Annotated in this window: 21 protein-coding genes and 1 tRNA gene; 19 read left to right on the forward strand and 3 right to left on the reverse strand. The window is 40.6% G+C overall.

Features of this window, described 5'->3' with window-relative positions; translation table 11 throughout:
• Positions 1-157 precede the first annotated feature (157 nt).
• Positions 158-3,334 (forward strand): carbamoyl-phosphate synthase large subunit, encoded by a 3,177-nt coding sequence (carB, locus tag B7698_RS09340; RefSeq protein ID WP_084865462.1) that lies wholly within the window; start codon positions 158-160, stop codon positions 3,332-3,334.
• 69 nt (positions 3,335-3,403) lie between these two features.
• Here the strand turns inward: carB and B7698_RS09345 are convergent, their stop codons facing one another.
• From B7698_RS09345 to tacF, 3 genes are read right to left on the reverse strand one after another with little or no spacing between them, the layout of a single operon-like run.
• Complete coding sequence (locus tag B7698_RS09345; protein ID WP_084865464.1) at positions 3,404-4,213, reverse strand: LicD family protein; 810 nt, start codon at positions 4,211-4,213, stop codon at positions 3,404-3,406.
• Position 4,214: 1 nt separating this feature from the next.
• The gene (locus B7698_RS09350; protein WP_084865466.1) at positions 4,215-5,018 is read right to left on the reverse strand and encodes a LicD family protein; all 804 of its coding nucleotides are present in this window, start codon (positions 5,016-5,018) and stop codon (positions 4,215-4,217) included.
• Positions 5,019-5,027: 9 nt separating this feature from the next.
• Complete coding sequence (tacF, locus tag B7698_RS09355) at positions 5,028-6,515, reverse strand: type IV teichoic acid flippase TacF (RefSeq protein WP_084865467.1); 1,488 nt, start codon at positions 6,513-6,515, stop codon at positions 5,028-5,030.
• Between the two features lie 486 nt (positions 6,516-7,001).
• Here tacF and B7698_RS09360 point away from each other — a divergent pair, with 486 nt between their 5' ends.
• The 18 genes from B7698_RS09360 to B7698_RS09450 all read left to right on the forward strand — a co-directional run bounded on the left by B7698_RS09360 (position 7,002) and on the right by B7698_RS09450 (position 23,685).
• Positions 7,002-7,709: an IspD/TarI family cytidylyltransferase gene (locus B7698_RS09360; protein ID WP_084865469.1), complete on the forward strand. Its 708-nt coding sequence runs from the start codon at positions 7,002-7,004 to the stop codon at positions 7,707-7,709.
• 4 nt (positions 7,710-7,713) lie between these two features.
• Positions 7,714-8,736 (forward strand): ribitol-5-phosphate dehydrogenase, encoded by a 1,023-nt coding sequence (locus B7698_RS09365; protein ID WP_084865471.1) that lies wholly within the window; start codon positions 7,714-7,716, stop codon positions 8,734-8,736.
• A gap of 16 nt (positions 8,737-8,752) precedes the next feature.
• Positions 8,753-9,622, forward strand: coding sequence for a choline kinase LicA (gene licA, locus B7698_RS09370; RefSeq protein ID WP_084865472.1), 870 nt, complete (start codon positions 8,753-8,755; stop codon positions 9,620-9,622).
• Positions 9,612-10,490, forward strand: coding sequence for a DMT family transporter (locus B7698_RS09375; RefSeq protein ID WP_084865473.1), 879 nt, complete (start codon positions 9,612-9,614; stop codon positions 10,488-10,490). Before licA ends, B7698_RS09375 begins: the two co-directional genes overlap by 11 nt.
• An 11-nt stretch (positions 10,491-10,501) precedes the next feature.
• Complete coding sequence (locus B7698_RS09380) at positions 10,502-11,191, forward strand: sugar phosphate nucleotidyltransferase (protein WP_000643974.1); 690 nt, start codon at positions 10,502-10,504, stop codon at positions 11,189-11,191.
• An 86-nt stretch (positions 11,192-11,277) separates the two neighbouring features.
• Positions 11,278-12,126 (forward strand): DNA-processing protein DprA, encoded by an 849-nt coding sequence (dprA, locus tag B7698_RS09385; RefSeq protein WP_084865474.1) that lies wholly within the window; start codon positions 11,278-11,280, stop codon positions 12,124-12,126.
• A gap of 117 nt (positions 12,127-12,243) precedes the next feature.
• The gene (topA, locus tag B7698_RS09390; RefSeq protein WP_084865475.1) at positions 12,244-14,331 is read left to right on the forward strand and encodes a type I DNA topoisomerase; all 2,088 of its coding nucleotides are present in this window, start codon (positions 12,244-12,246) and stop codon (positions 14,329-14,331) included.
• Positions 14,332-14,589: 258 nt separating this feature from the next.
• On the forward strand, positions 14,590-14,949 hold the full coding sequence (locus B7698_RS09400) for a YbaN family protein (RefSeq protein ID WP_004258004.1): 360 nt from the start codon (positions 14,590-14,592) through the stop codon (positions 14,947-14,949).
• A gap of 92 nt (positions 14,950-15,041) precedes the next feature.
• Entirely contained in the window at positions 15,042-15,674 is a 633-nt protein-coding gene (locus B7698_RS09405; protein ID WP_084865476.1) for a copper homeostasis protein CutC, read from the forward strand.
• 43 nt (positions 15,675-15,717) lie between these two features.
• Positions 15,718-16,374, forward strand: coding sequence for an MmcQ/YjbR family DNA-binding protein (locus B7698_RS09410; protein WP_084865477.1), 657 nt, complete (start codon positions 15,718-15,720; stop codon positions 16,372-16,374).
• Positions 16,375-16,687: 313 nt separating this feature from the next.
• Positions 16,688-18,250 (forward strand): 2-isopropylmalate synthase, encoded by a 1,563-nt coding sequence (locus B7698_RS09415; RefSeq protein WP_084865478.1) that lies wholly within the window; start codon positions 16,688-16,690, stop codon positions 18,248-18,250.
• Positions 18,251-18,261: 11 nt separating this feature from the next.
• Complete coding sequence (leuB, locus tag B7698_RS09420) at positions 18,262-19,299, forward strand: 3-isopropylmalate dehydrogenase (protein ID WP_084865480.1); 1,038 nt, start codon at positions 18,262-18,264, stop codon at positions 19,297-19,299.
• Complete coding sequence (locus B7698_RS09425; protein ID WP_084865481.1) at positions 19,296-19,565, forward strand: DUF1294 domain-containing protein; 270 nt, start codon at positions 19,296-19,298, stop codon at positions 19,563-19,565. Before leuB ends, B7698_RS09425 begins: the two co-directional genes overlap by 4 nt.
• Positions 19,566-19,568: 3 nt before the next feature.
• The gene (leuC, locus tag B7698_RS09430; RefSeq protein ID WP_084865484.1) at positions 19,569-20,951 is read left to right on the forward strand and encodes a 3-isopropylmalate dehydratase large subunit; all 1,383 of its coding nucleotides are present in this window, start codon (positions 19,569-19,571) and stop codon (positions 20,949-20,951) included.
• 9 nt (positions 20,952-20,960) lie between these two features.
• On the forward strand, positions 20,961-21,554 hold the full coding sequence (leuD, locus tag B7698_RS09435) for a 3-isopropylmalate dehydratase small subunit (protein ID WP_084865486.1): 594 nt from the start codon (positions 20,961-20,963) through the stop codon (positions 21,552-21,554).
• A gap of 27 nt (positions 21,555-21,581) precedes the next feature.
• Positions 21,582-22,361 carry an L-threonylcarbamoyladenylate synthase gene (locus tag B7698_RS09440; protein WP_000160498.1) on the forward strand — a complete coding sequence of 260 codons (780 nt, stop codon included), beginning with the start codon at positions 21,582-21,584 and terminating at the stop codon, positions 22,359-22,361.
• Positions 22,362-22,560: 199 nt separating this feature from the next.
• Positions 22,561-23,547 (forward strand): GMP reductase, encoded by a 987-nt coding sequence (locus B7698_RS09445; protein WP_000931155.1) that lies wholly within the window; start codon positions 22,561-22,563, stop codon positions 23,545-23,547.
• Between the two features lie 66 nt (positions 23,548-23,613).
• A tRNA-Arg gene (locus B7698_RS09450) sits at positions 23,614-23,685 on the forward strand.
• Positions 23,686-23,745: the final 60 nt, after the last annotated feature.

Here is a 23,745-nt window from a genome sequence, read left to right on the forward strand (position 1 = left end):
AGAGGCGACGAATAGAAAGGAGAAGGGTGGTCCGTATTTGCTGAACTGAATACGGGCTACGGACGGCGCTAAAAAGATAGTTATTCCTAGAACTGATAGTTCTTCGTCATAACTCCTATTTTAGCTTTGTCCGCTTGACGCCCTTAATATCTTATAAATGCCTAAACGTACTGATATTCAAAAAATTATGGTGATTGGTTCTGGTCCGATTATTATTGGTCAGGCTGCTGAGTTTGACTACGCTGGGACCCAGGCTTGCTTGTCTTTGAAAGAGGAAGGGTATGAGGTTGTTTTGGTTAACTCAAATCCTGCAACTATCATGACGGACAAGGAAATTGCTGATAAGGTTTATATTGAACCGATTACACTTGAGTTTGTGACACGAATTCTTCGTAAGGAACGTCCAGATGCCTTGCTACCAACACTCGGTGGTCAGACAGGGCTCAATATGGCCATGGAATTGTCTAAAAATGGTATCCTAGATGAGCTTGGAGTGGAACTTCTGGGAACTAAATTATCTGCTATTGACCAAGCGGAGGACCGTGACCTCTTCAAACAATTGATGGAGGAACTTGAGCAACCAATTCCTGAATCTGAAATTGTTAATACAGTAGAAGAAGCAGTTGCCTTTGCAGCAACAATTGGCTACCCAGTCATCGTTCGTCCAGCCTTTACACTTGGTGGTACTGGTGGTGGTATGTGTGCCAATGAGGAAGAATTGCGTGAAATCGCTGAAAATGGGTTGAAATTGTCACCTGTCACCCAATGTTTGATTGAGCGTTCAATCGCAGGTTTCAAGGAAATCGAATACGAAGTGATGCGTGACTCAGCTGACAATGCCCTTGTTGTTTGTAACATGGAAAACTTTGACCCAGTCGGTATCCACACAGGGGACTCTATCGTATTTGCCCCTGCGCAAACCATGTCCGACTATGAAAACCAAATGCTTCGTGATGCTAGTTTGAGCATTATTCGCGCTCTCAAGATTGAAGGCGGATGTAACGTTCAGCTTGCGCTTGATCCACACAGCTTTAAGTACTATGTTATTGAAGTTAACCCTCGTGTATCTCGTTCTTCAGCTCTTGCCTCTAAGGCAACAGGTTATCCAATTGCTAAATTGGCTGCTAAGATTGCGGTAGGGTTGACCTTGGATGAAGTTATTAACCCAGTTACAGGTTCAACTTATGCCATGTTTGAGCCGGCCCTTGACTACGTGGTTGCTAAGATTCCACGCTTTCCATTTGATAAGTTTGAGAAGGGTGAACGTCGTCTTGGAACTCAGATGAAGGCAACTGGAGAAGTTATGGCAATCGGTCGTAACATCGAGGAATCTCTCCTTAAAGCTTGTCGCTCTCTAGAAATTGGTGTCCATCATAATGAAATGCCTGAGCTTGCAGATGTTTCAGATGACGCCTTGATTGAAAAAGTTGTCAAGGCTCAAGATGACCGTCTCTTCTATGTATCAGAAGCCATTCGTCGTGGTTATACACCAGAAGAGATTGCTGACTTGACTAAGATTGATATCTTCTACCTTGATAAACTCTTGCATATCTTTGAGATTGAGCAAGAATTGGGCGCACATCCTCAGGATGTCGATGTCCTGAAAACAGCAAAACTCAATGGTTTCTCAGACTGTAAGATTGCGGAACTTTGGGGAACAACAGCTGATCAAGTTCGCCAACTTCGTTTAGAAAACAAGATTGTCCCAGTTTACAAGATGGTAGATACTTGTGCCGCAGAGTTTGACTCAGAAACACCGTATTTCTATTCAACCTATGGTTGGGAAAACGAGTCTATCAAGTCCGATAAAGAATCTGTACTTGTCCTAGGTTCTGGTCCAATCCGTATTGGTCAGGGCGTTGAGTTTGACTACGCAACTGTTCACTCGGTTAAGGCTATTCAGGCGGCTGGCTACGAAGCCATCATCATGAACTCAAACCCAGAGACCGTTTCAACAGACTTCTCTGTATCAGATAAGCTTTACTTTGAGCCATTGACTTTCGAAGATGTTATGAATGTCATTGACTTGGAGCAACCAAAAGGGGTTATTGTTCAGTTCGGTGGTCAAACAGCCATCAATCTTGCGGAGCCATTGGCAAAAGCAGGTGTAACCATTTTGGGAACTCAAGTCGCTGACCTAGACCGAGCTGAAGACCGCGACCTCTTCGAGCAAGCTCTAAAAGATTTGGATATTCCACAGCCACCAGGACAAACGGCTACCAATGAAGAAGAAGCAGTTCTTGCAGCTCGCAAGATTGGCTTCCCAGTTCTTGTCCGCCCATCTTATGTACTTGGTGGACGTGCCATGGAAATCGTTGAAAACGAAGAAGACCTTCGTTCTTATATGCGTACTGCGGTTAAGGCAAGTCCAGACCACCCAGTTCTTGTTGACTCTTACATCGTTGGGCAAGAATGCGAAGTTGATGCCATTTCAGATGGTAAAAATGTACTCATTCCTGGTATCATGGAGCATATCGAACGTGCCGGTGTCCACTCAGGTGACTCAATGGCCGTTTACCCACCACAAACCTTGTCGCAAAAGGTGCAAGAAACAATCGCAGACTATACTAAACGCCTAGCAATCGGTCTTAACTGCCTTGGAATGATGAACATCCAGTTTGTCATCAAGGATGAAAAAGTCTATGTTATTGAGGTTAATCCACGTGCCAGCCGTACGGTTCCATTTCTTTCTAAAGTGACCAATATCCCTATGGCTCAAGTAGCAACCAAGCTCATTCTTGGTCAAAAACTTGAAGAACTTGGTTACCAAGATGGACTTTACCCTGAAAGCACTCGTGTTCATATCAAGGCACCTGTTTTCTCCTTTACGAAACTAGCTAAGGTAGACAGCTTGCTTGGTCCTGAAATGAAGTCAACAGGTGAAGTTATGGGTTCTGATACAACTTTGGAAAAAGCTTTGTACAAAGCCTTTGAAGCTTCTTACCTACACTTGCCAACCTTTGGAAATGTTGTATTTACCATTGCTGATGATGCAAAAGAAGAGGCCTTGGATTTAGCTCGTCGTTTCCAAAATATTGGATATGGAATCCTCGCGACAGAAGGGACAGCAGCCTTCTTTGCTAGTCATGGATTGCAAGCTCAACCTGTTGGTAAGATTGGTGATGACGATAAAGATATCCCAAGTTTTGTTCGCCAAGGAAGAATCCAAGCTATTATTAACACAGTTGGAACAAAACGAACTGCTGATGAAGATGGTGAGCAGATTCGCCGTTCAGCCATTGAACACGGGGTCCCCCTCTTTACAGCCCTAGATACAGCTAACGCCATGCTCAAAGTATTGGAAAGCCGTAGTTTTGTTACAGAAGCAATTTAAATAGAAAAAAGAGAAGGTGTAACGATCTTCTCTTTTTTGTTATATTTTTTCTTGTAAACTACTGCTTAATCAGCTTTTGCGATAAGCTTTAATACTGTGGCTATACCACTCTTGCATTTCTTTTGATGGTGGTGTCATATAATCCCCATACATCTGGGTTAAAAATTGATCATATTTTTTAGGGACGGGCAACATACGGCCTTCAAACTCAGTTAAGATGAGTTCTTTAAAGGTATCAACTGGGAAGACTTCTTTCATACCTTCCTTACCAATCCCAATTCCTCCTTCATATTGAGGAGTGTTGGTTGCAGCATTTTTGACTAGCTGATCAATTTTCTTGTAAAAGTAACGGGGATTGACCACTCGGAGGGCGTACCAGCTACATAATCTTAGAAAATCTTTTAACTTGCTATCACCGTGAACTGCGCGTGATTTTTTAATATAAGCTAGTTGACGAAGGGCTACATACTTATAACTCTTGTCGACAATGCTCAAATCTGTAAAGCGATCAATTGGGAAGACATCGATAAAGAGACTGGTGTCATGACGCTTGTACTTAACATGGTCTTCGATAACAGTAGAAGTATCCAAAATCGATGCGAAATTATGGAAGTACCAAGAAGAAGTGTCGTATGAAAGAACCTTATAGCGAGGGTGATTTTCTTTTTCAATAATCTTCAGTAAACGCTCATAATCTTCACGATAGAGAGAAATATCAATATCATCATCCCATGGAATCATACCTTTGTGGCGGATAGCTCCAAGCATGGTTCCATAACTGAGAAAATAAGGAATATTATGTTTCTTACAAGTCTCATCAATATAGTCTAGCAGGGCTAGTTGAATTTCTTTAATTTCTTTTTTTTCTAAATACTGCATCCTAATCCTCCAATTTGTAAGCGTGAAATTCATGACTGTAGAAGCGTTTTTCTTCTGGTGGTAGGGTCATATAATCTCCATAAAATTGTGTCAAAATAGTATCAAACTTTTCAGGTGCAGGAAGGCTTAAATTTTCAAAGGGTAAATCAATTGTTTTATCAAAGGTACCACTTGGGAAGACTTCCTTTTCTTTAAATTTAGAAGGGATAAAAGCCATATACTGCCCATCCTTACGACTATATTTTTGAATTTCTTTCTCGATTTTATGTGCGAAATAACGAGGAGAAACAGGTCGAAGGAGTAACCAGAAGGCTGTTCGTATCCAATCTTTTAAAAGGTTATCTTTATAGACAATATTTTTGTGTTTACTGAAAGACAGAAGTTTGAAGCTTTCCAGCTTATAACAAGTATCAATGACCTTAGGATCATCAAAGCGATCCATAGGGAAAATATCGATAAAAACACCTGACTCATAGGTTTTTGTATTCCGAGTATCAATAATTTTAGTCGTACTGTCTGTTATTTTGATAAAGTTGTTAAAGTAGTTCTTATCAGTTTCTAAGGAAAGGAGCTTATATTTGCTTTTTTCCTTTTGAAAAATGTTTATAAATCGTTGGTAGTCTTCTCGAGGCATGGACAGATCAATATCGTCGTCCCAAGGAATAAAGCCCTGATGTCGAACCGCCCCAATCAGAGTACCGTAGTTAATAATATAGTTGATATTGTGCTTTTTACAGAGAGTATCAATATAATCCAAAATTTCTAATTCAATTTGTTTGGCATCTTCAATGGTTAGTTGTTTCATTTTAAACTCCTATGATCTTTTGAATTTATTTTTTAAGGCTAGGACATGGTTTAAAAATTCATAGAAAATGCTATCTTTGGTGAAGACAAGTAGACCAATATAAGAGATGGCTGATAGCAAGACAATCAAACCAGTATTAATCAAAAATGGCAAATTAATGACCATATCCACGGGATACAAGAAATTAATCAGGAAATAAATTCCTACAAAGGAAAGTGAAAAGAGCGAGTATCGAATAGTATAGCTGAAGATATGTCCTAAGTGGATGAGTTGTTTTCTATGGATGAAAATGATATAGAAAACAAGTAGAGAGGCCTCTGATAGCATAGTTGTCAGTAAGTAGTATTCAGGAGCCACGATGTGGTTGAAAAAGAGGAGACTATTTAAGCCCAAATTGAGCAATCCTGCAAAGACTGTATAGACTGTGATTCGTTTTTCATAGCCATTTGTAAAGAGAATTTGGGAACCAAGAATGGTATCCAGTGCCAGGATAATCGTACGAAAAGCGAAGAGAGAGGTTAAGATACCGCCTCCGATATATTTTTCACTACCATAAAGTAGGATGGCATTTGGTCCTAAAACCATGAGTCCGAAGCTCAGTGGAATGATAAAGAAGTTAAAGATTCGACTGCCTCTGTTAACCAGAGAAACATAGGCTTCTTTGTCTCCTTTTCCTAGATAATAACTGAGACGAGGCACACTCACTCCTATTGCACCTGTTACAACCCCAGCTATAACGGTCACAATTCGTTGAGCCATGGTATAGTAACTAACGTTGACATCAATCCCTGTTTTTACGAGGAAGAGACGATCCAAAAAAGTGAAGAGCATATTAGCATTGGCAAAGACTAACATGGCTGTTAGAGGGAGAAAGAGCGGTTTAAAATCACTTATGTGAATCTTAACAAGCTTAATGTCTCTTTTAATCCAAAAATAACTAATCAGATAGTTAATCAGTGTCGATAAACTCATCACAAGTGTATAGACAACAATATCGTGTTCATTTTTGACAAACAGGAAAATAGAGACCAGCATCAGGATACGGATGAAGGCAGTCTTGTAAAAAAGAAAACTGTAATTTTCCAGAGCTTCATTGACCCACTCGATTGAAAAAATCTGGGCAATGAGTTGAATCCCCATAACAAGGTAGACCTTTTTGATGATTGGATTATCTGTAAAGAAGAGAGGATAGGCAAGGATATAGACAGCGGTAGTCAAAATCGTACAAGCTATGCACAAATAAAAAAGACTAGAGAAGGTTCTATTCAGATCTTTTTTGTTATCCTTGACATTGCTGATGGCTCGTAAACCGTAGTTATAGACCCCATAAGTTGCAAAGGGTAAGAAAAATGACAAAATTGTGTCGACTGAGTTGAAGTAACCATAGTCAGTTCGGTCCAAGACACGCGCGACGTAGGTACCAGTTAAGATGGGAAAAATAATATTCAAGACACGAATTCCCATGTAAGATAGAGCATTTAATTTTATACTTTTCATTCAATTTACCTCGTTTTTCATTATATCATAAAGTCAGCTAATAAGAAATGAAGGGCAGTAATACTCTTCGAAAATCAAATTCAAACCACGTCAGCGTCGCCTTACCGTATATATGTTACTGACTTCGTCAGTTCTATCTGCAACCTCAAAGCAGTGCTTTGAGCAACCTGCGGCTAGCTTCCTAGTTTGCTTTTTGATTTTCATTGAGGATAAGTCAAGTAATCACTTTGAAGTTTCAAAGCTTAATTTTAAGTTTTCTTTAAGAAAACTATATTATTCTGAAGAACTCTAAAATTTCACAGCCATTTATTAGTAATGACTACAGAATTCCTAGTCATTACTAGAAATGGACTAGTTTCTTTGAATAATAGAACTCCTTAATCCTTCTATTCTAGAACGGGATGATTAGTATTTCTTTCATGATAGGACTAGATTGTGGTATAATAGAGAGAACAAGTTTTTTTAGTAAGACAAAGGAGAAAATAGATGATTTATGCAGGAATTCTTGCTGGTGGAACTGGCACACGCATGGGAATCAGTAACTTGCCAAAACAATTTTTAGAGCTAGGTGATCGACCTATTTTGATTCATACAATTGAAAAATTTGTATTGGAACCAAGTATTGAAAAAATTGTAGTTGGGGTTCATGGAGACTGGGTTTCTCATGCAGAAGATCTTGTAGATAAATATCTTCCTCTTCACAAGGAACGTATCATCATTACAAAGGGTGGTGCTGACCGTAATACGAGTATTGAGAAAATCATTGAAGCCATTGATGCTTATCGTCCGCTTACTCCAGAGGATATCGTTGTTACCCACGATTCTGTTCGTCCATTTATTACACTTCGCATGATTCAGGACAATATCAAACTTGCCCAAAATCATGACGCAGTGGACACAGTGGTAGAGGCGGTTGATACTATCGTTGAAAGCACCAACGGTCAATTTATTACAGATATTCCAAATCGTGCTCACCTCTATCAAGGACAAACGCCTCAAACGTTCCGTTGCAAGGACTTCATGGATCTTTATGGCTCTCTTTCTACTGAAGAGAAGGAAATCTTGACAGATGCATGTAAAATCTTTGTGATTAAAGGAAAAGATGTGGCCTTGGCTAAGGGCGAATACTCAAACCTAAAAATCACAACAGTGACAGATTTGAAGATTGCAAAAAGTATGATTGAGAAAGACTAGTAAAATGATTAATCAAATTTATCAACTAACTAAGCCTAAGTTTATCAATATCAAATATCAGGAAGAGGCTATTGACCAAGAGAATCATATCCTCATCCGCCCTAATTATATGGCGGTCTGTCATGCGGATCAGCGTTACTACCAAGGAAAACGTGATCCGAAGATTTTGAATAAAAAGCTTCCAATGGCAATGATTCACGAGTCATGTGGAACCGTTATTTCTGATCCGACAGGAACCTATGAGGTTGGTCAAAAGGTTGTTATGATTCCTAATCAGCCTCCTATGCAGAGCGATGAAGAATTCTATGAGAACTACATGACAGGGACCCATTTCTTGTCTAGTGGATTTGATGGCTTTATGAGAGAGTTTGTTTCTCTCCCTAAAGATCGTGTGGTGGCTTATGATGCTATCGAAGATACGGTTGCAGCCATTACAGAGTTTGTTAGCGTCGGCATGCATGCTATGAATCGTCTATTGACCCTTGCTCATAGCAAGCGGGATCGAATCGCTGTTATCGGAGATGGAAGTTTAGCTTTTGTGGTTGCTAATATTATCAACTATACTTTGCCAGAAGCAGAGATTGTGGTTATTGGTCGTCATTGGGAAAAGTTAGAACTCTTCTCATTTGCAAAAGAATGCTATATTACTGATAATATTCCAGAAGATTTGGCTTTTGATCATGCTTTTGAGTGTTGTGGTGGTGATGGTACTGGACCAGCCATTAATGACTTGATTCGCTACATTCGTCCTCAGGGAACGATTCTCATGATGGGCGTTAGCGAATATAAAGTCAATCTCAATACACGCGATGCTTTAGAAAAAGGCTTGCTCTTGGTTGGTTCCTCTCGTTCTGGTCGCATTGATTTTGAAAATGCAATCCAAATGATGGAAGTCAAGAAATTTGCAAATCGTCTTAAAAATATCCTTTATCTAGAAGAACCTGTAAGAGAAATTAAAGATATTCACCGTGTCTTTGCGACCGATTTAAACACAGCCTTTAAAACAGTGTTTAAGTGGGAAGTATAAGTGCTGGAGGTTAATTGTGGAGAAAATCATTAAAGAAAAAATTTCTTCCTTACTTAGTCAAGAAGAGGAAGTCCTCAGTGTTGAACAACTGGGGGGAATGACCAATCAAAACTATTTGGTCAAAACAACAAATAAGCAGTACATTGTTAAGTTCTTTGGTAAAGGGACAGAAAAGCTGATCAATCGTCAAGATGAAAAGTACAATCTTGAACTACTAAAGGATTTAGACTTAGATGTAAAAAATTATCTTTTTGATATTGAAGCTGGTATCAAAGTAAATGAGTATATCGAATCTGCGATTACGCTGGATTCAACGTCAATCAAGACCAAATTTGATAAAATTGCTCCAATTCTACAAACCATTCATGCTTCTGGCAAGGAATTAAGAGGAGAATTTGCTCCTTTTGAAGAAATCAAAAAATACGAATCCTTGATTGAAGAGAAAATCCCTTATGCCAACTATGAAGCAGTTAGAAAAGAAGTCTTCTCCTTAGAGAAAAGACTGGCTGACTTAGGTGTTGATAGAAAATCTTGTCATATCGATTTGGTGCCTGAAAACTTTATCGAATCACCTCAAGGACGACTTTATCTGATTGACTGGGAATACTCATCAATGAATGATCCAATGTGGGATTTGGCTGCTCTCTTTTTAGAGTCTGAATTCACTCATCAAGAGGAAGAAGCCTTCTTGTCTCACTATGAGAGTGAGCAAACACCTGTCTCTCGTGAAAAGATTGCGATCTATAAAATTTTGCAAGATACTATTTGGAGTCTATGGACTGTCTATAAGGAAGAGCAAGGGGCAGATTTTGGTGACTATGGTGTGAATCGTTACCAAAGAGCTGTTAAAGGTTTGACCTATTATGGAGGTTCAGATGAAAAATAAAAATGGAGTTTCCTTCGGTTTACTCTCAGGTATTTTCTGGGGGTTAGGTCTAACGATTAGTGCTTATATCTTTTCGATTTTTACAGATTTGTCGCCCTTTGTGGTGGCCGCTGCTCACGATTTCTTGAGTATCTTTATCTTACTAGCTTTTCTCTTGGTAAAAGAAGGAAAAGTTCGTCTCTCAATTTTCTTAAATATTCGCAATGTTAGTGTTATCATCGGAGCCTTGCTAGCAGGCCCTATCGGTATGCAGGCCAATCTTTATGCGGTTAAGTATATCGGAAGTTCCTTAGCTTCATCAGTATCGGCTATTTATCCTGCGATTTCAGTTTTATTGGCTTTCTTTTTTTTGAAGCACAAGATTTCGAAAAATACTGTATTTGGTATTGTCTTGATTATTGCAGGGATTATTGCTCAAACCTATAAGGTTGAACAGGTCAATTCCTTCTACATTGGTATTCTCTGTGCTTTGGTTTGTGCTATTGCATGGGGGAGTGAGAGTGTCCTTAGCTCTTTTGCCATGGAAAGTGAATTGAGTGAAATCGAAGCCCTCTTAATCCGTCAAGTGTCTTCATTCTTGTCCTATCTTGTGATTGTGCTCTTCTCTCATCAGTCATTTGCAGAAGTAGCCAATGGACAATTACTAGGTCTTATGATTGTCTTTGCTGCCTTTGATATGATTTCCTACTTGGCTTATTATATCGCTATCAATCGCTTGCAACCAGCCAAGGCTACAGGATTGAACGTGAGTTATGTAGTTTGGACAGTCTTGTTTGCAGTTGTTTTCTTGGGTGCACCGCTAGATATGCTGACAATTATTACGTCACTTGTCGTCATTGCTGGAGTTTATATTATTATTAAAGAATAAAGGAGATTCGTGTGAAAGCCATCATATTAGCAGCGGGATTGGGAACTCGCTTGCGTCCTATGACTGAAAATACCCCTAAAGCCTTGGTTCAAGTCAATCAAAAACCCTTGATTGAATACCAAATTGAGTTTTTAAAAGAAAAAGGAATCAATGACATCATCATCATTGTTGGTTACCTTAAAGAACAATTCGATTACTTAAAAGAAAAATACGGTGTTCGCCTCGTTTTCAATGATAAATACGCTGACTACAATAACTTTTACTCTCTCTATCTTGTAAAAGAAGAATTAGCTAACAGCTATGTTATTGATGCCGATAATTATCTCTTTAAAAATATGTTCCGCAATGATTTGACACGTTCGACTTATTTTAGTGTCTATCGTGAAGATTGTACCAACGAATGGTTCTTGGTCTATGGAGATGACTATAAGGTTCAAGACATTACTGTTGATAGCAAGGCTGGTCGTATCCTTAGTGGTGTATCCTTCTGGGACGCTCCAACTGCAGAAAAGATTGTCAGCTTTATCGACAAGGCTTATGCAAGTGGCGAGTTTGTTGATCTCTACTGGGACAATATGGTTAAGGATAACATCAAAGAGCTGGATGTCTATGTTGAAGAATTAGAAGGCAATAGCATCTATGAAATCGATAGTGTCCAAGACTATCATAAATTAGAAGAAATTCTTAAAAACGAAAATTAAAGATTCCAACATCTGGCTAAATAGTCGGATGTTTTTTTGATTTTTTACGAATAAATAGATGAGTAGAAAAAGAAATGGAGTTATTTATGAAAATCACAAACTATGAAATCTATAAGTTAAAAAAATCAGGTTTGACAAATCAACAGGTTTTGCAGGTCCTAGAATATGGTGAAAATGTTGATCAGGAGCTTTTGTTGGGTGATATTGCAGATATATCAGGTTGCAGAAATCCAGCCGTTTTTATGGAACGTTATTTTCAGATAGACGATGAGAATTTGGAGAAGGAGTTTCAAAAATTTCCATCTTTCTCTATTTTAGATGACTGTTACCCTTGGGATTTGAGTGAAATATATGATGCGCCTGTACTTTTATTTTACAAGGGAAATCTTGAACTCTTGAAATTTCCTAAGGTAGCGGTTGTGGGCAGTCGTGCTTGTAGCAAACAGGGAGCTAAGTCGGTTGAAAAAATTATTCAGGGTTTGGAAAATGAACTGGTTATTGTCAGTGGATTAGCCAAAGGTATTGACACAGCAGCTCATATGGCAGCCCTGCAGAATGGTGGAAAAACCATTGCAGTGATTGGAACAGGACTGGATGTGTTTTATCCTAAAGCCAATAAACGCTTGCAAGACTACATCGGCAATGACCATCTGATTCTCAGTGAATATGGACCTGGCGAACAACCTCTAAAATTTCATTTTCCTGCCCGTAATCGCATCATTGCTGGACTTTGTCGTGGTGTGATTGTAGCAGAGGCTAAGATGCGCTCGGGGAGTCTCATTACCTGTGAGCGAGCAATGGAAGAAGGACGTGATGTTTTTGCTATTCCTGGTAGCATTTTAGATGGACTATCAGACGGTTGCCATCATTTGATTCAGGAAGGAGCAAAATTGGTTAAAAGTGGGCAAGATGTGCTTGCGGAATTTGAATTTTAAGACGAAAGTTCGTTTACTAGACAAACTTTTCTTCTATATATAGTAGCTAAGTCTTGACAGTTATGGCAAAATGGTTTACACTTTATAAAGTTTATTACTTTGAAAAGGTGTGATACTGTGGCTACGGCAACAAAAAAGAAAAAATCAACAGTTAAAAAAAATCTAGTAATCGTGGAGTCGCCTGCTAAGGCCAAGACGATTGAAAAATATCTAGGCAGAAATTACAAGGTTTTAGCCAGTGTTGGGCATATCCGTGATTTGAAGAAATCCAGTATGTCCGTCGATATTGAAAATAATTATGAACCGCAATATATCAACATCCGAGGAAAAGGTCCTCTCATCAATGACTTGAAAAAAGAAGCTAAAAAAGCTAATAAAGTCTTTCTGGCGAGTGACCCGGACCGTGAAGGAGAAGCGATTTCTTGGCATTTGGCCCATATTCTCAACTTAGATGAAAATGATGCCAACCGTGTGGTCTTCAATGAAATCACCAAGGATGCGGTCAAAAATGCTTTTAAAGAACCTCGTAAGATTGATATGGACTTGGTCGATGCCCAACAGGCTCGTCGTGTCTTGGACCGCTTGGTCGGGTATTCGATTTCGCCTATTTTGTGGAAAAAGGTCAAGAAAGGCTTATCAGCAGGGCGCGTACAGTCTATTGCGCTTAAGTTAATCATTGACCGTGAAAATGAGATCAATGCCTTCAAACCAGAAGAATACTGGACAATTGATGGTGTCTTTAAGAAGGGAACCAAGCAATTTCAAGCTTCATTCTATGGTATGAATGGCAAAAAGATGAAATTGATCACCAACGAAGAAGTCAAAGAAGTCTTGTCCCATTTGACTAGCAAAGATTTCACAGTAGATCAGGTGGATAAGAAAGAGCGCAAACGCAATGCTCCATTACCCTATACCACTTCATCTATGCAGATGGATGCTGCCAATAAAATCAATTTCCGTACTCGAAAAACCATGATGGTTGCCCAACAGCTCTATGAAGGAATTAATATCGGTTCTGGTGTCCAAGGTTTGATTACCTATATGCGTACCGATTCGACTCGTATCAGTCCAGTAGCGCAGAACGAAGCAGCAAGTTTCATTACGGACCGTTTTGGTAGCAAGTATTCTAAGCATGGTAGCAAGGTCAAAAACGCTTCAGGTGCTCAGGATGCCCACGAGGCTATTCGCCCGTCTAGTGTTTTTAATACACCTGAAAGTATTGCTAAGTATCTGGACAAGGATCAGCTCAAGCTTTATACTCTTATTTGGAATCGTTTTGTAGCGAGTCAGATGACAGCTGCTGTCTTTGATACCATGGCTGTTAAATTGTCTCAAAATGGGGTTCAATTTGCTGCCAATGGTAGTCAGGTTAAGTTTGATGGTTATCTTGCCATTTATAATGATTCTGATAAGAATAAGATGTTACCAGATATGGTTGTTGGAGATGTGGTTAAGCAGGTGAATAGCAAACCAGAGCAACATTTCACTCAACCGCCTGCTCGCTATTCTGAAGCGACATTGATCAAGACCTTGGAGGAAAATGGGGTTGGCCGTCCGTCAACCTACGCACCAACCATTGAAACCATTCAGAAACGTTATTATGTTCGCCTTGCAGCCAAACGCTTTGAACCGACAGAGTTGGGAGAAATTGTTAACAAGCTCATCGTTGAATATTTCCCGGATATCGTAAACGTGACCTTCACAGCTGAAATGGAAGGCAAACTGGATGACGTCGAAGTTGGAAAAGAGCAGTGGCAACGTGTCATTGACGCCTTTTACAAACCATTCTCTAAAGAAGTAGCCAAGGCTGAAGAAGAAATGGAGAAAATCCAGATCAAGGATGAACCAGCTGGATTTGATTGTGAAGTGTGTGGCAGTCCAATGGTCATTAAACTTGGTCGTTTTGGTAAGTTCTACGCTTGTAGCAATTTCCCAGACTGTCGTCATACCCAAGCAATCGTGAAAGAGATTGGTGTTGAGTGTCCAAGTTGTCATCAAGGACAAATCATTGAGCGTAAAACCAAACGTAACCGCCTTTTCTATGGTTGCAATCGCTATCCAGAATGTGAATTTACCTCTTGGGATAAGCCTGTTGGTCGTGACTGTCCAAAATGTGGCAACTTCCTTATGGAGAAAAAAGTCCGTGGTGGTGGCAAGCAGGTTGTTTGTAGCAAAGGCGACTACGAGGAAGAAAAGATTAAATAAGAGGATGAGCCCGAAAGTAAATTTCAGGCTCTTTTTGGTTGGAACTTGACAAAATTCATCATTTTATGCGAAACTAGAAGAAGATTATTTTATACTCAATGAAAATCAAAGAGCAAACTAGGAAACTAGCCGCAGGTTGCTCAAAGCACTGCTTTGAGGTTGCAGAAGAGACTGACGAAGTCAGGAACCATACCTACGGTAAGGGTGACGTTGACGCGGTTTGAAGAGATTTTCGAAGAGTATTAACTAGGAGAAGTTATGCGTCTTATCTATCTAATTATTGGTTTCTTATCACTGGCCTTGGCTATTATTGGGGTTGTTTTGCCCTTATTGCCGACAACGCCTTTTCTTTTGTTGTCTATTGCTTGTTTCTCAAGAAGTTCCAAGCGCTTCGAAGATTGGCTTTATCATACCAAACTCTATCAAGCATATGTGGCTGATTTTCGTGAGACCAAGTCCATTGCGCGTGAACGTAAGAAAAAAATCATCGTATCTATCTATATCTTGATGGGAATTTCCATTTATTTTGCCCCTCTCTTACCAGTCAAAATCGGTCTGGGAGCTTTGACTATTTTTATAACCTATTATCTCTTCAAGGTCATTCCAGACAAAGAATAGTTAAAATAGTAGTTATTTGCCTTGATAAAATTGAAAGCATATTCACAACAATATGATATAATAAATTTAAATTAATCTTCAAGGAGAATCAAATGATTTACGAATTTTGTGCTGAAAATGTGACCTTGCTTGAAAAAGCGATGGAGGCAGGAGCGCGTCGAATCGAACTCTGTGATAATCTAGCAGTGGGAGGAACAACACCAAGCTATGGAGTAACCAAGGCAGCGGTTGAATTGGCAGCTAACTACGATACGACCATCATGACCATGATTCGTCCACGTGGTGGCGACTTTGTCTATAATGAACTAGAAATTGCAATCATGCTAGAAGACATTCGGTTAACTGCTCAGGCTGGAAGTCGAGGGGTTGTATTTGGGGCTTTAACTGCTGATAAGAAGTTGGATAAGCCTAATCTTGAAAAGTTAATTGCTGCATCAAAAGGAATGGAAATTGTCTTCCACATGGCCTTTGATGAATTGAGTGATGAGGATCAACTGGAAGCTATTGACTGGCTTAGTCGAGCTGGTGTCACTCGAATCCTGACTCGTGCGGGTGTATCTGGTGACTCTTTAGAAAAACGTTTTGCTCACTATCACAGAATTTTAGAGCACGCTAAAGGTAAGATTGAAATTCTACCAGGTGGGGGGATTGACCTTGACAACCGTCAAATCTTTATCGACCAACTGGGAGTGACACAACTACATGGTACTAAGGTTGTCTTTTAAAAAATAGAAAGGAACTGCTAGCTTTTGGTAGCAGTTTTCACTTATGTTTGAAATTTTTAAATCCTATCAATTGAATCAAGAAAAGGCTCATGATTATGGTTTTGTAGAAAATAGTGGAGTCTGGACCTATAGTTGCCAGATTTTGCAGGATGACTTTGTCATGACTGTGTCCATCACTACTGATAATGTGAGTTTTCAAGTCTTTGACCAGGAGACTGGTGACCTCTATCCTCAAGTTCATATGGAAAGTATGACAGGAAGTTTTGTTGCAAGTGTCCGTGAGGCTTGTCTGGAGATTCTCTACCAGATTCGGAAGGCTTGTTTTGAGGTACAGGATTTTATCTGCCCTCAGACTAAGCGAATCATGACTCAAGTTCAGGAAAAGTATGGTAATCAGTTGGAGTATTTGTGGGAGAAATCGCCTGATACGGCAGTGTTAAGACATGAAGGCAATAAAAAGTGGTATGCCGTCTTGATGAAAATTTCTTGGGATAAGCTGGAAAAGGGCAGAGAAGAGCTAGTGGAAGCAGTCAACCTCAAACATGACAAAGTAGCCGATTTACTTTCAAAAAAGGGCATTTATCCAGCTTTTCATATGAATAAACGTTACTGGATTAGTGTGGCGCTTGATGATACTTTATCAGATAAAGAAGTATTGGAATTTATAGAAAAAAGTTGGAACTTAACTTCTAAAAAATGAAACATTTCAAGATTTTTCAAGAACTTTCAATTAGCAAAATATTCTCTACTGAAGAAATTTTCAGAAAATATTGGATTTTTTCTTGACAAGTACTTTTGCCTATGCTAAAATACTAAACAAGATATCAAACGAAGGAGAAAGTCAAACATGAAAACAGCTAAGTTTAATCAATTCGCTTTGTTGTTGAGGTACTCGGGCTAGTGCAAAAAGCATTAGTCCTGTTTGGCTTACCAAGCGGGAATGAATCAACATCTCGCTTGGACTTCTGAGCGAGATGTTTTTTTAAAACCACATTTGGAAAAGGGGAAATCTTATGAGAACAGTTGAATTTCTAGATACCAGCCTTCGGGATGGAGAACAGACACCTGGTGTTAATTTTTCAATCAAGGAAAAAATTGCCATTGCAAGACAGCTGGAGAAATGGGGTATTTCAGCAATTGAAGCTGGTTTTCCAGCGGCTAGTCCAGACTCATTTACGGCAGTGCAGGAGATTGCTAAGGCCTTGAAGAAAACAGCGGTGACTGGTTTGGCACGCTCTGTTAAGTCTGATATTGATGCTTGTTATGAGGCCCTCAAGGATGCCAAGTATCCACAGGTTCACGTCTTTATCGCTACCAGTCCGATTCACCGAAAGTATAAGCTCAATAAGAGTAAGGAAGAGATTTTAGAAGCTATTAAGGAGCATGTTTCCTATGCCCGTTCTAAGTTTGAGATTGTCGAATTCTCTCCTGAGGACGCGACCAGAACAGAGTTGGATTTCCTCTTACAAGTCGTTCAAACAGCGGTTGATGCAGGTGCGACTTATATCAATATCCCTGATACGGTTGGATTCACCACTCCAGAAGAGTACGGTGCTATCTTCAAACACCTGATTGAGAATGTCAAGACAAATCGTCATATTGTCTATTCGCCACACTGCCACGATGACCTCGGAATGGCAGTGGCTAATAGCCTTGCTGCTGTTAAGAATGGTGCAGGGCGAGTCGAAGGAACCATCAACGGTATTGGGGAGCGAGCTGGAAATGCTGCTTTGGAAGAAATTGCAGTAGCCCTCAATATTCGTCAAGATTACTACCAAGCAGAAACCAGTATTGTCCTAAATGAAACCATCAATACTTCAGAAATGGTTTCTCGCTTCTCAGGTATCCCAGTTCCTAAAAACAAGGCCGTTGTTGGTGGCAATGCCTTTTCTCATGAATCTGGTATTCACCAAGACGGAGTCCTTAAAAATCCTCTTACTTATGAGATTATCACCCCTGAATTGGTCGGTGTCAAGAGTAACAGCCTCCCACTTGGAAAATTGTCAGGTCGCCATGCCTTTGTTGAAAAACTAAGAGAACTGGCCTTAGACTTTACAGAAGAGGATATCAAACCACTCTTTGCTAAGTTCAAGGCATTGGCCGACAAGAAACAAGAAATCACAGATGCAGATATTCGTGCTCTGGTAGCTGGAACCATGGTTGAAAATCCAGAAGGCTTCCACTTTGATGATTTACAACTTCAAACTCATGCAGATAATGACATTGAAGCACTCGTTAGCCTAGCCAATATGGATGGTGAGAAAGTTGATTTCAATGCGTCAGGGCAAGGTTCCGTTGAAGCAATCTTTAACGCTATCGATAAGTTCTTTAACCAATCCGTCCGCTTGGTGTCCTATACTATTGACGCTGTGACAGATGGAATTGATGCCCAAGCTCGGGTTTTGGTCACTGTTGAAAACAGAGATACAGAAACCATCTTTAATGCAGCAGGGCTTGATTTCGATGTACTGAAAGCATCTGCTATTGCCTACATCAATGCTAATACCTTTGTTCAAAAAGAGAATGCTGGTGAGATGGGACGCAGTGTTTCCTATCGTGATATGCCTAGTGTGTAAAGGAGAAAGCTATGACAAAGAAAATAGTAGTTCTGGCAGGGGATGGAATCGGCCCAGAAATCATGGAGGCTGGTTTAGAAGTTTTGGAAGCTCTAGCTGAAAAAACAGGCTTTGACTATGAAATAGACAAACGACCTTTTGGAGGTGCAGGAATTGATGCAGCAGGCCATCCTTTACCTAGTGAAACCCTCAAAGCATGTAGAGAAACAGATGCCATTCTCCTAGCGGCTATCGGTAGTCCTCAGTATGATGGAGCAGCGGTTCGCCCTGAACAAGGCTTGCTAGCTCTCCGTAAGGAACTCAATCTCTATGCCAATATTCGCCCTGTAAAAATCTTTGACAGTCTCAAGCATTTGTCACCACTCAAACCGGAACGAATTGCTGGTGTAGACTTTGTTGTGGTACGGGAGTTGACAGGTGGGATTTATTTTGGGGATCATATTCTTGAAGAAAGAAAAGCGCGTGATATCAACGACTATAGCTATGAGGAAGTGGAGCGGATTATTCGCAAAGCCTTTGAAATCGCAAGAAGTCGGAGAAAAATCCTTACCAGTATTGATAAGCAAAATGTGTTGGCAACATCAAAACTCTGGCGGAAAGTAGCTGAGGAGGTCTCACAGGATTTCCCAGATGTGACCTTGGAACACCAGTTAGTGGATTCAGCTGCCATGCTCATGATTACCAATCCTGCCAAGTTTGATGTTATCGTAACGGAGAATCTTTTTGGAGATATTCTCTCTGATGAATCAAGCGTCCTATCTGGCACACTTGGGGTTATGCCATCAGCCAGTCATTCTGAAAATGGACCAAGTCTCTATGAACCTATTCACGGTTCAGCGCCTGATATTGCTGGTCAAGGAATTGCTAATCCTATTTCCATGATTTTATCAGTGGCCATGATGCTGAGAGACAGCTTTGGATGTTATGAGGATGCAGAGCGTATCGAGCGTGCTGTTGAGGCAAGTTTGGCAGCTGGAATTTTAACGAGAGATATAGGAGGACAGGCTTCGACCAAGGAAATGACGGAAGCTATTATTGCAAGGTTATGAAGTTAGATGAAAAAATTACTCTAATCCTTTTGATTTGGAATGTCATGGTTTTCTTGATTTATGGCATTGACAAATCCAAGGCAAGGAGAGGTGCTTGGCGCATCCCAGAGAAAATTCTCTTGACTATAGCACTTGTCTGTGGTGGTTTTGGGGCCTGGTTAGCAGGAATCATCTTTCATCACAAGACTCGAAAATGGTATTTTAAAACAGTTTGGTTTCTTGGGATGGTGACCACACTAGTAGCCTTATATGTTATTTGGAGGTAATGGATGGCAGGAAAATCGATTTTTGATAAATTATGGGACCGCCATGTCATCACAGGAGAAGAGGGGCAGCCCCAACTCATGTATGTGGACCAGCACTATATTCATGAAGTGACTAGTCCCCAAGCTTTTCAAGGATTGCGAGATGCAGGTCGTAGATTGAGACGACCAGATTTAACATTTGGTACCTTTGACCACAATGTCCCGACGGTCAATATATATGATATTCGAGATGTAATCTCCAAAGCACAGATTGATAAGTTAGCTGAAAATGTTGAAGAGTTTGGGATTGAACATGCGGCCCACGGTTCTGAAAAGCAAGGAATCGTTCATATGGTTGGTCCAGAGACAGGACGGACCCAACCAGGAAAATTTATTGTCTGTGGGGACAGCCATACAGCAACCCACGGAGCTTTCGGAGCTATCGCTTTTGGAATTGGGACTAGTGAGGTCGAGCATGTCTTCGCTACCCAAACACTCTGGCAGGTCAAACCTAAGAAAATGTTGGTGGAGTTCACTGGAGTTCCTCAAAAAGGAGTTTATTCCAAGGATTTCATTTTAGCCTTGATTGCCAAGTACGGCGTTGCTTGTGGTGTTGGCTACGTGGTGGAATATCGTGGGCAAGCTATTGATGCACTGAGCATGGAAGAGCGAATGACTATCTGCAATATGTCCATCGAATTTGGATCTAAGATGGGAATCATGAATCCGGATCAAACCACCTATGATTATCTCAAGGGACGGGAATGCGTTCCTGAAGCTTTTGAGGAGGCGGTTGCTGACTGGAAGACGCTTGTCAGCGATGAGGATACTGTTTATGATAAGGTTATCCAGATGGATGTCTCAGGATTGGCTCCCATGGTGACCTGGGGAACCAATCCTGCTATGGGTGTTGACTTTGACAGTAGCTTTCCAGAAATTAAGGATATGAATGATGAGCGAGCCTACAATTACATGGACTTGGAGCCTGGTCAAAAGCCAGCAGATATTGAACTAGGCTATATCTTTATCGGGTCTTGTACCAATGCTCGTCTCAGCGATTTGCAACTGGCTGCTCGATTTGTCAAAGGAAAGAAGATTGCTCCCAACTTAACGGCTATCGTAGTCCCAGGCTCTCGTCCTGTCAAACGAGCTGCTGAGAGGTTGGGCTTGGACAAGGTCTTTCTGGATGCTGGCTTTGAGTGGAGAGACCCAGGTTGCTCTATGTGCCTAGGGATGAATCCTGACAAGGTTCCAGATGGTATCCACTGTGCCTCAACCAGCAACCGCAACTTTGAGGACAGGCAGGGATTTGGTGCTAAGACCCATCTCTGCAGTCCAGCTATGGCAGCAGCAGCAGCTATTGCAGGGCGCTTTGTAGATGTTCGACAAATGCCAGAAGCCCAGTAAGGAGAGGATATGGAGAAATTCACAGTTTATACGGGAACGACCGTTCCTCTTATGAATGATAACATCGACACCGACCAAATCCTACCCAAGCAGTTTCTCAAGTTAATTGATAAAAAAGGCTTTGGTAAGTACCTCATGTATGCTTGGCGTTATCTGGATGACAAGTATACTGAGGACCCAGACTTTGTCTTTAATAGACCTGAATATCGGAAAGCTAGTATCCTCATCTCAGGGGATAACTTTGGGGCAGGGTCTTCAAGGGAACACGCAGCTTGGGCTCTAGCAGACTACGGTTTTAAGGTCGTTATTGCAGGCTCTTTCGGTGATATTCATTACAATAATGAACTCAATAATGGCATGTTGCCTATTGTACAGCCTAGAGAGGTTAGAGAGAAACTAGCCCAGCTACAACCAACTGACCAGATAACTGTGGACTTGGAACAACAAAAAATCATCTCACCAGTTGGAGAATTCACTTTTGAAATCGATAGCGAATGGAAACACAAACTCTTAAATGGTTTGGATGATATCGGTATTACCTTGCAGTATGAAGACTTGATTGCTGCTTATGAAAAACAACGACCAGCCTACTGGCAGGATTAGAAGAAAAATAGAAAAGGAAATAGAACTATGACAAAACACATTCAATGGAACGGAACACTTTCGCAAGAAGGCTATGACATTTTAAAAGGTGAGGGCGGATGTATTGTTTGCCCTACTAAAGTTGGCTACATCATCATGACTAGTGACAAGGCAGGACTTGAACGCAAGTTCGCAGCCAAAGAACGTAACCGTAACAAACCAGGTGTTGTTCTCTGTGGTAGCATGGATGAGCTTCGCGCTTTAGCACAACTCAACCCAGAAATTGAAGCCTTTTACCAAAAACATTGGGATGAAGATATTCTTCTTGGTTGTATCCTTCCTTGGAAACCAGAAGCCTTTGAAAAACTCAAAGCATACGGTGATGGTCGTGAAGAACTGATGACTGACGTGCGTGGAACTAGCTGCTTTGTTATCAAGTTTGGGAAAGCTGGTGAACAATTGGCTGCCAAACTTTGGGAAGAAGGCAAGATGGTTTATGCCTCATCAGCTAACCCATCTGGAAAAGGAAATCGTGGTAAGGTAGAAGGTATCGGAGAACGCATCGAAGGAGCAGTGGACCTTGTTATCGAGGCGGACGACTATGTGGCATCTATCCAGCCTGACAAAACGATTGAAACTCGCTACGAGCAAGGTGTGATGGTCTCTATGGTCGATAAGGACGGCAAACTCATCCCAGAACAAGGAGGAGCACGTTCAACCTCACCAGCTCCAGTTGTAATCCGCAAAGGGCTTGACATTGATAAGATTATGATGCATCTATCAGACACCTTTAACTCATGGGACTATCGTCAGGGCGAGTATTATTAGAATGTAGAAGAAGTGGGGAGAAAATAATCTCTCCTCTTTCTTTTTTATTCACATAAGAAAAACCGAACGATATATTTTAGTTCATAAAATAATTTGACAAAAACTGTACTTTGGTTTATAATAAGTCAAGGAAACGTTGGAAAAGGCGTAGTGATGCGAGAGCATAGGCAGGTCATTATAAAAGAAACGAGACATCGATATGTTAAATGAATTTCCAATTTTTGATTACGAAGATATTCAATTGATCCCAAATAAATGTGTGATTAAAAGCCGTGCAGAAGCGGATACAAGTGTCACTTTAGGAAATCACACCTTTAAACTACCTGTTGTGCCAGCTAATATGCAGACGATTTTGGATGAAAATGTAGCAGAACAACTGGCTAAAGGGGGCTACTTCTACATTATGCACCGTTTTGATGAGGCAGGACGTATTCCTTTTATTAAACGTATGCACGATCAAGAGCTCATTGCTTCTATCTCTGTCGGTGTTAAGGATTATGAGTATGATTTTGTCAGCCAGCTCAAGGCTGATGCTCCTGAGTATATCACGATTGATATTGCTCACGGTCATGCAGATAGTGTGATTTCTATGATTCAACACATCAAGAAAGAATTGCCAGATACCTTTGTCATTGCTGGAAATGTGGGAACACCAGAAGCTGTGCGTGAATTAGAAAATGCTGGTGCGGATGCTACTAAGGTCGGAATTGGTCCTGGTAAGGTTTGTATTACCAAGGTCAAGACTGGTTTTGGTACAGGTGGTTGGCAGTTGGCTGCTCTCCGTTGGTGTGCCAAGGCTGCACGTAAACCGATTATTGCTGATGGAGGAATTCGTACTCACGGTGATATTGCCAAGTCTATCCGTTTTGGTGCCAGCATGGTCATGATTGGTTCCCTCTTTGCAGGACACATAGAAAGTCCAGGGAAAACGATTGAAGTCGATGGCGAACAGTTCAAAGAATATTACGGTTCAGCCTCACAATATCAAAAAGGTGCATACAAAAATGTGGAAGGCAAACGTATCTTGCTTCCTGCCAAAGGTCATCTGCAAGACACTTTAACTGAGATGGAACAAGACCTTCAAAGTGCTATTTCTTATGCAGGTGGACGTCAGGTTGCTGACCTTAAACACGTTGATTATGTTATCGTGAAAAACTCTATCTGGAATGGGGATGCTTCCCACTAAGACGGGGTATTTGACCAGAAAAAAACTTGTTATTAGAGCAAATTTTTGTTATAATAAAACAAGTTTCCACCCTTAGTGTAATGGATATCACGTAAGATTCCGGTTCTTGAGATGGGGGTTCGATTCCCTCAGGGTGGATGTAAACATCCTAAAAAAGCCTTTAATAGGGCTTTTTTCTTTATCCTGCCCCAAATTTGT

The sequence above is a fragment of the Streptococcus mitis genome (assembly GCF_002096855.1).
GTDB classification, from domain to species: domain Bacteria; phylum Bacillota; class Bacilli; order Lactobacillales; family Streptococcaceae; genus Streptococcus; species Streptococcus mitis_Y.

Excerpts from the sequence above, each read along its gene's own strand:
- carB (WP_084865462.1), top strand. The coding sequence starts at position 158 with ATGCCTAAACGTACTGATATTCAAAAAATTATGGTGATTGGTTCTGGT.
- B7698_RS09345 (WP_084865464.1), bottom strand. The coding sequence starts at position 4,213 with ATGCAGTATTTAGAAAAAAAAGAAATTAAAGAAATTCAACTAGCCCTG.
- B7698_RS09350 (WP_084865466.1), bottom strand. The coding sequence starts at position 5,018 with ATGAAACAACTAACCATTGAAGATGCCAAACAAATTGAATTAGAAATT.
- tacF (WP_084865467.1), bottom strand. The coding sequence starts at position 6,515 with ATGAAAAGTATAAAATTAAATGCTCTATCTTACATGGGAATTCGTGTC.
- B7698_RS09360 (WP_084865469.1), top strand. The coding sequence starts at position 7,002 with ATGATTTATGCAGGAATTCTTGCTGGTGGAACTGGCACACGCATGGGA.
- B7698_RS09365 (WP_084865471.1), top strand. The coding sequence starts at position 7,714 with ATGATTAATCAAATTTATCAACTAACTAAGCCTAAGTTTATCAATATC.
- B7698_RS09375 (WP_084865473.1), top strand. The coding sequence starts at position 9,612 with ATGAAAAATAAAAATGGAGTTTCCTTCGGTTTACTCTCAGGTATTTTC.
- dprA (WP_084865474.1), top strand. The coding sequence starts at position 11,278 with ATGAAAATCACAAACTATGAAATCTATAAGTTAAAAAAATCAGGTTTG.
- B7698_RS09400 (WP_004258004.1), top strand. The coding sequence starts at position 14,590 with ATGCGTCTTATCTATCTAATTATTGGTTTCTTATCACTGGCCTTGGCT.
- B7698_RS09405 (WP_084865476.1), top strand. The coding sequence starts at position 15,042 with ATGATTTACGAATTTTGTGCTGAAAATGTGACCTTGCTTGAAAAAGCG.
- B7698_RS09410 (WP_084865477.1), top strand. The coding sequence starts at position 15,718 with ATGTTTGAAATTTTTAAATCCTATCAATTGAATCAAGAAAAGGCTCAT.
- B7698_RS09415 (WP_084865478.1), top strand. The coding sequence starts at position 16,688 with ATGAGAACAGTTGAATTTCTAGATACCAGCCTTCGGGATGGAGAACAG.
- leuB (WP_084865480.1), top strand. The coding sequence starts at position 18,262 with ATGACAAAGAAAATAGTAGTTCTGGCAGGGGATGGAATCGGCCCAGAA.
- B7698_RS09425 (WP_084865481.1), top strand. The coding sequence starts at position 19,296 with ATGAAGTTAGATGAAAAAATTACTCTAATCCTTTTGATTTGGAATGTC.
- leuC (WP_084865484.1), top strand. The coding sequence starts at position 19,569 with ATGGCAGGAAAATCGATTTTTGATAAATTATGGGACCGCCATGTCATC.
- leuD (WP_084865486.1), top strand. The coding sequence starts at position 20,961 with ATGGAGAAATTCACAGTTTATACGGGAACGACCGTTCCTCTTATGAAT.
- B7698_RS09440 (WP_000160498.1), top strand. The coding sequence starts at position 21,582 with ATGACAAAACACATTCAATGGAACGGAACACTTTCGCAAGAAGGCTAT.
- B7698_RS09445 (WP_000931155.1), top strand. The coding sequence starts at position 22,561 with ATGTTAAATGAATTTCCAATTTTTGATTACGAAGATATTCAATTGATC.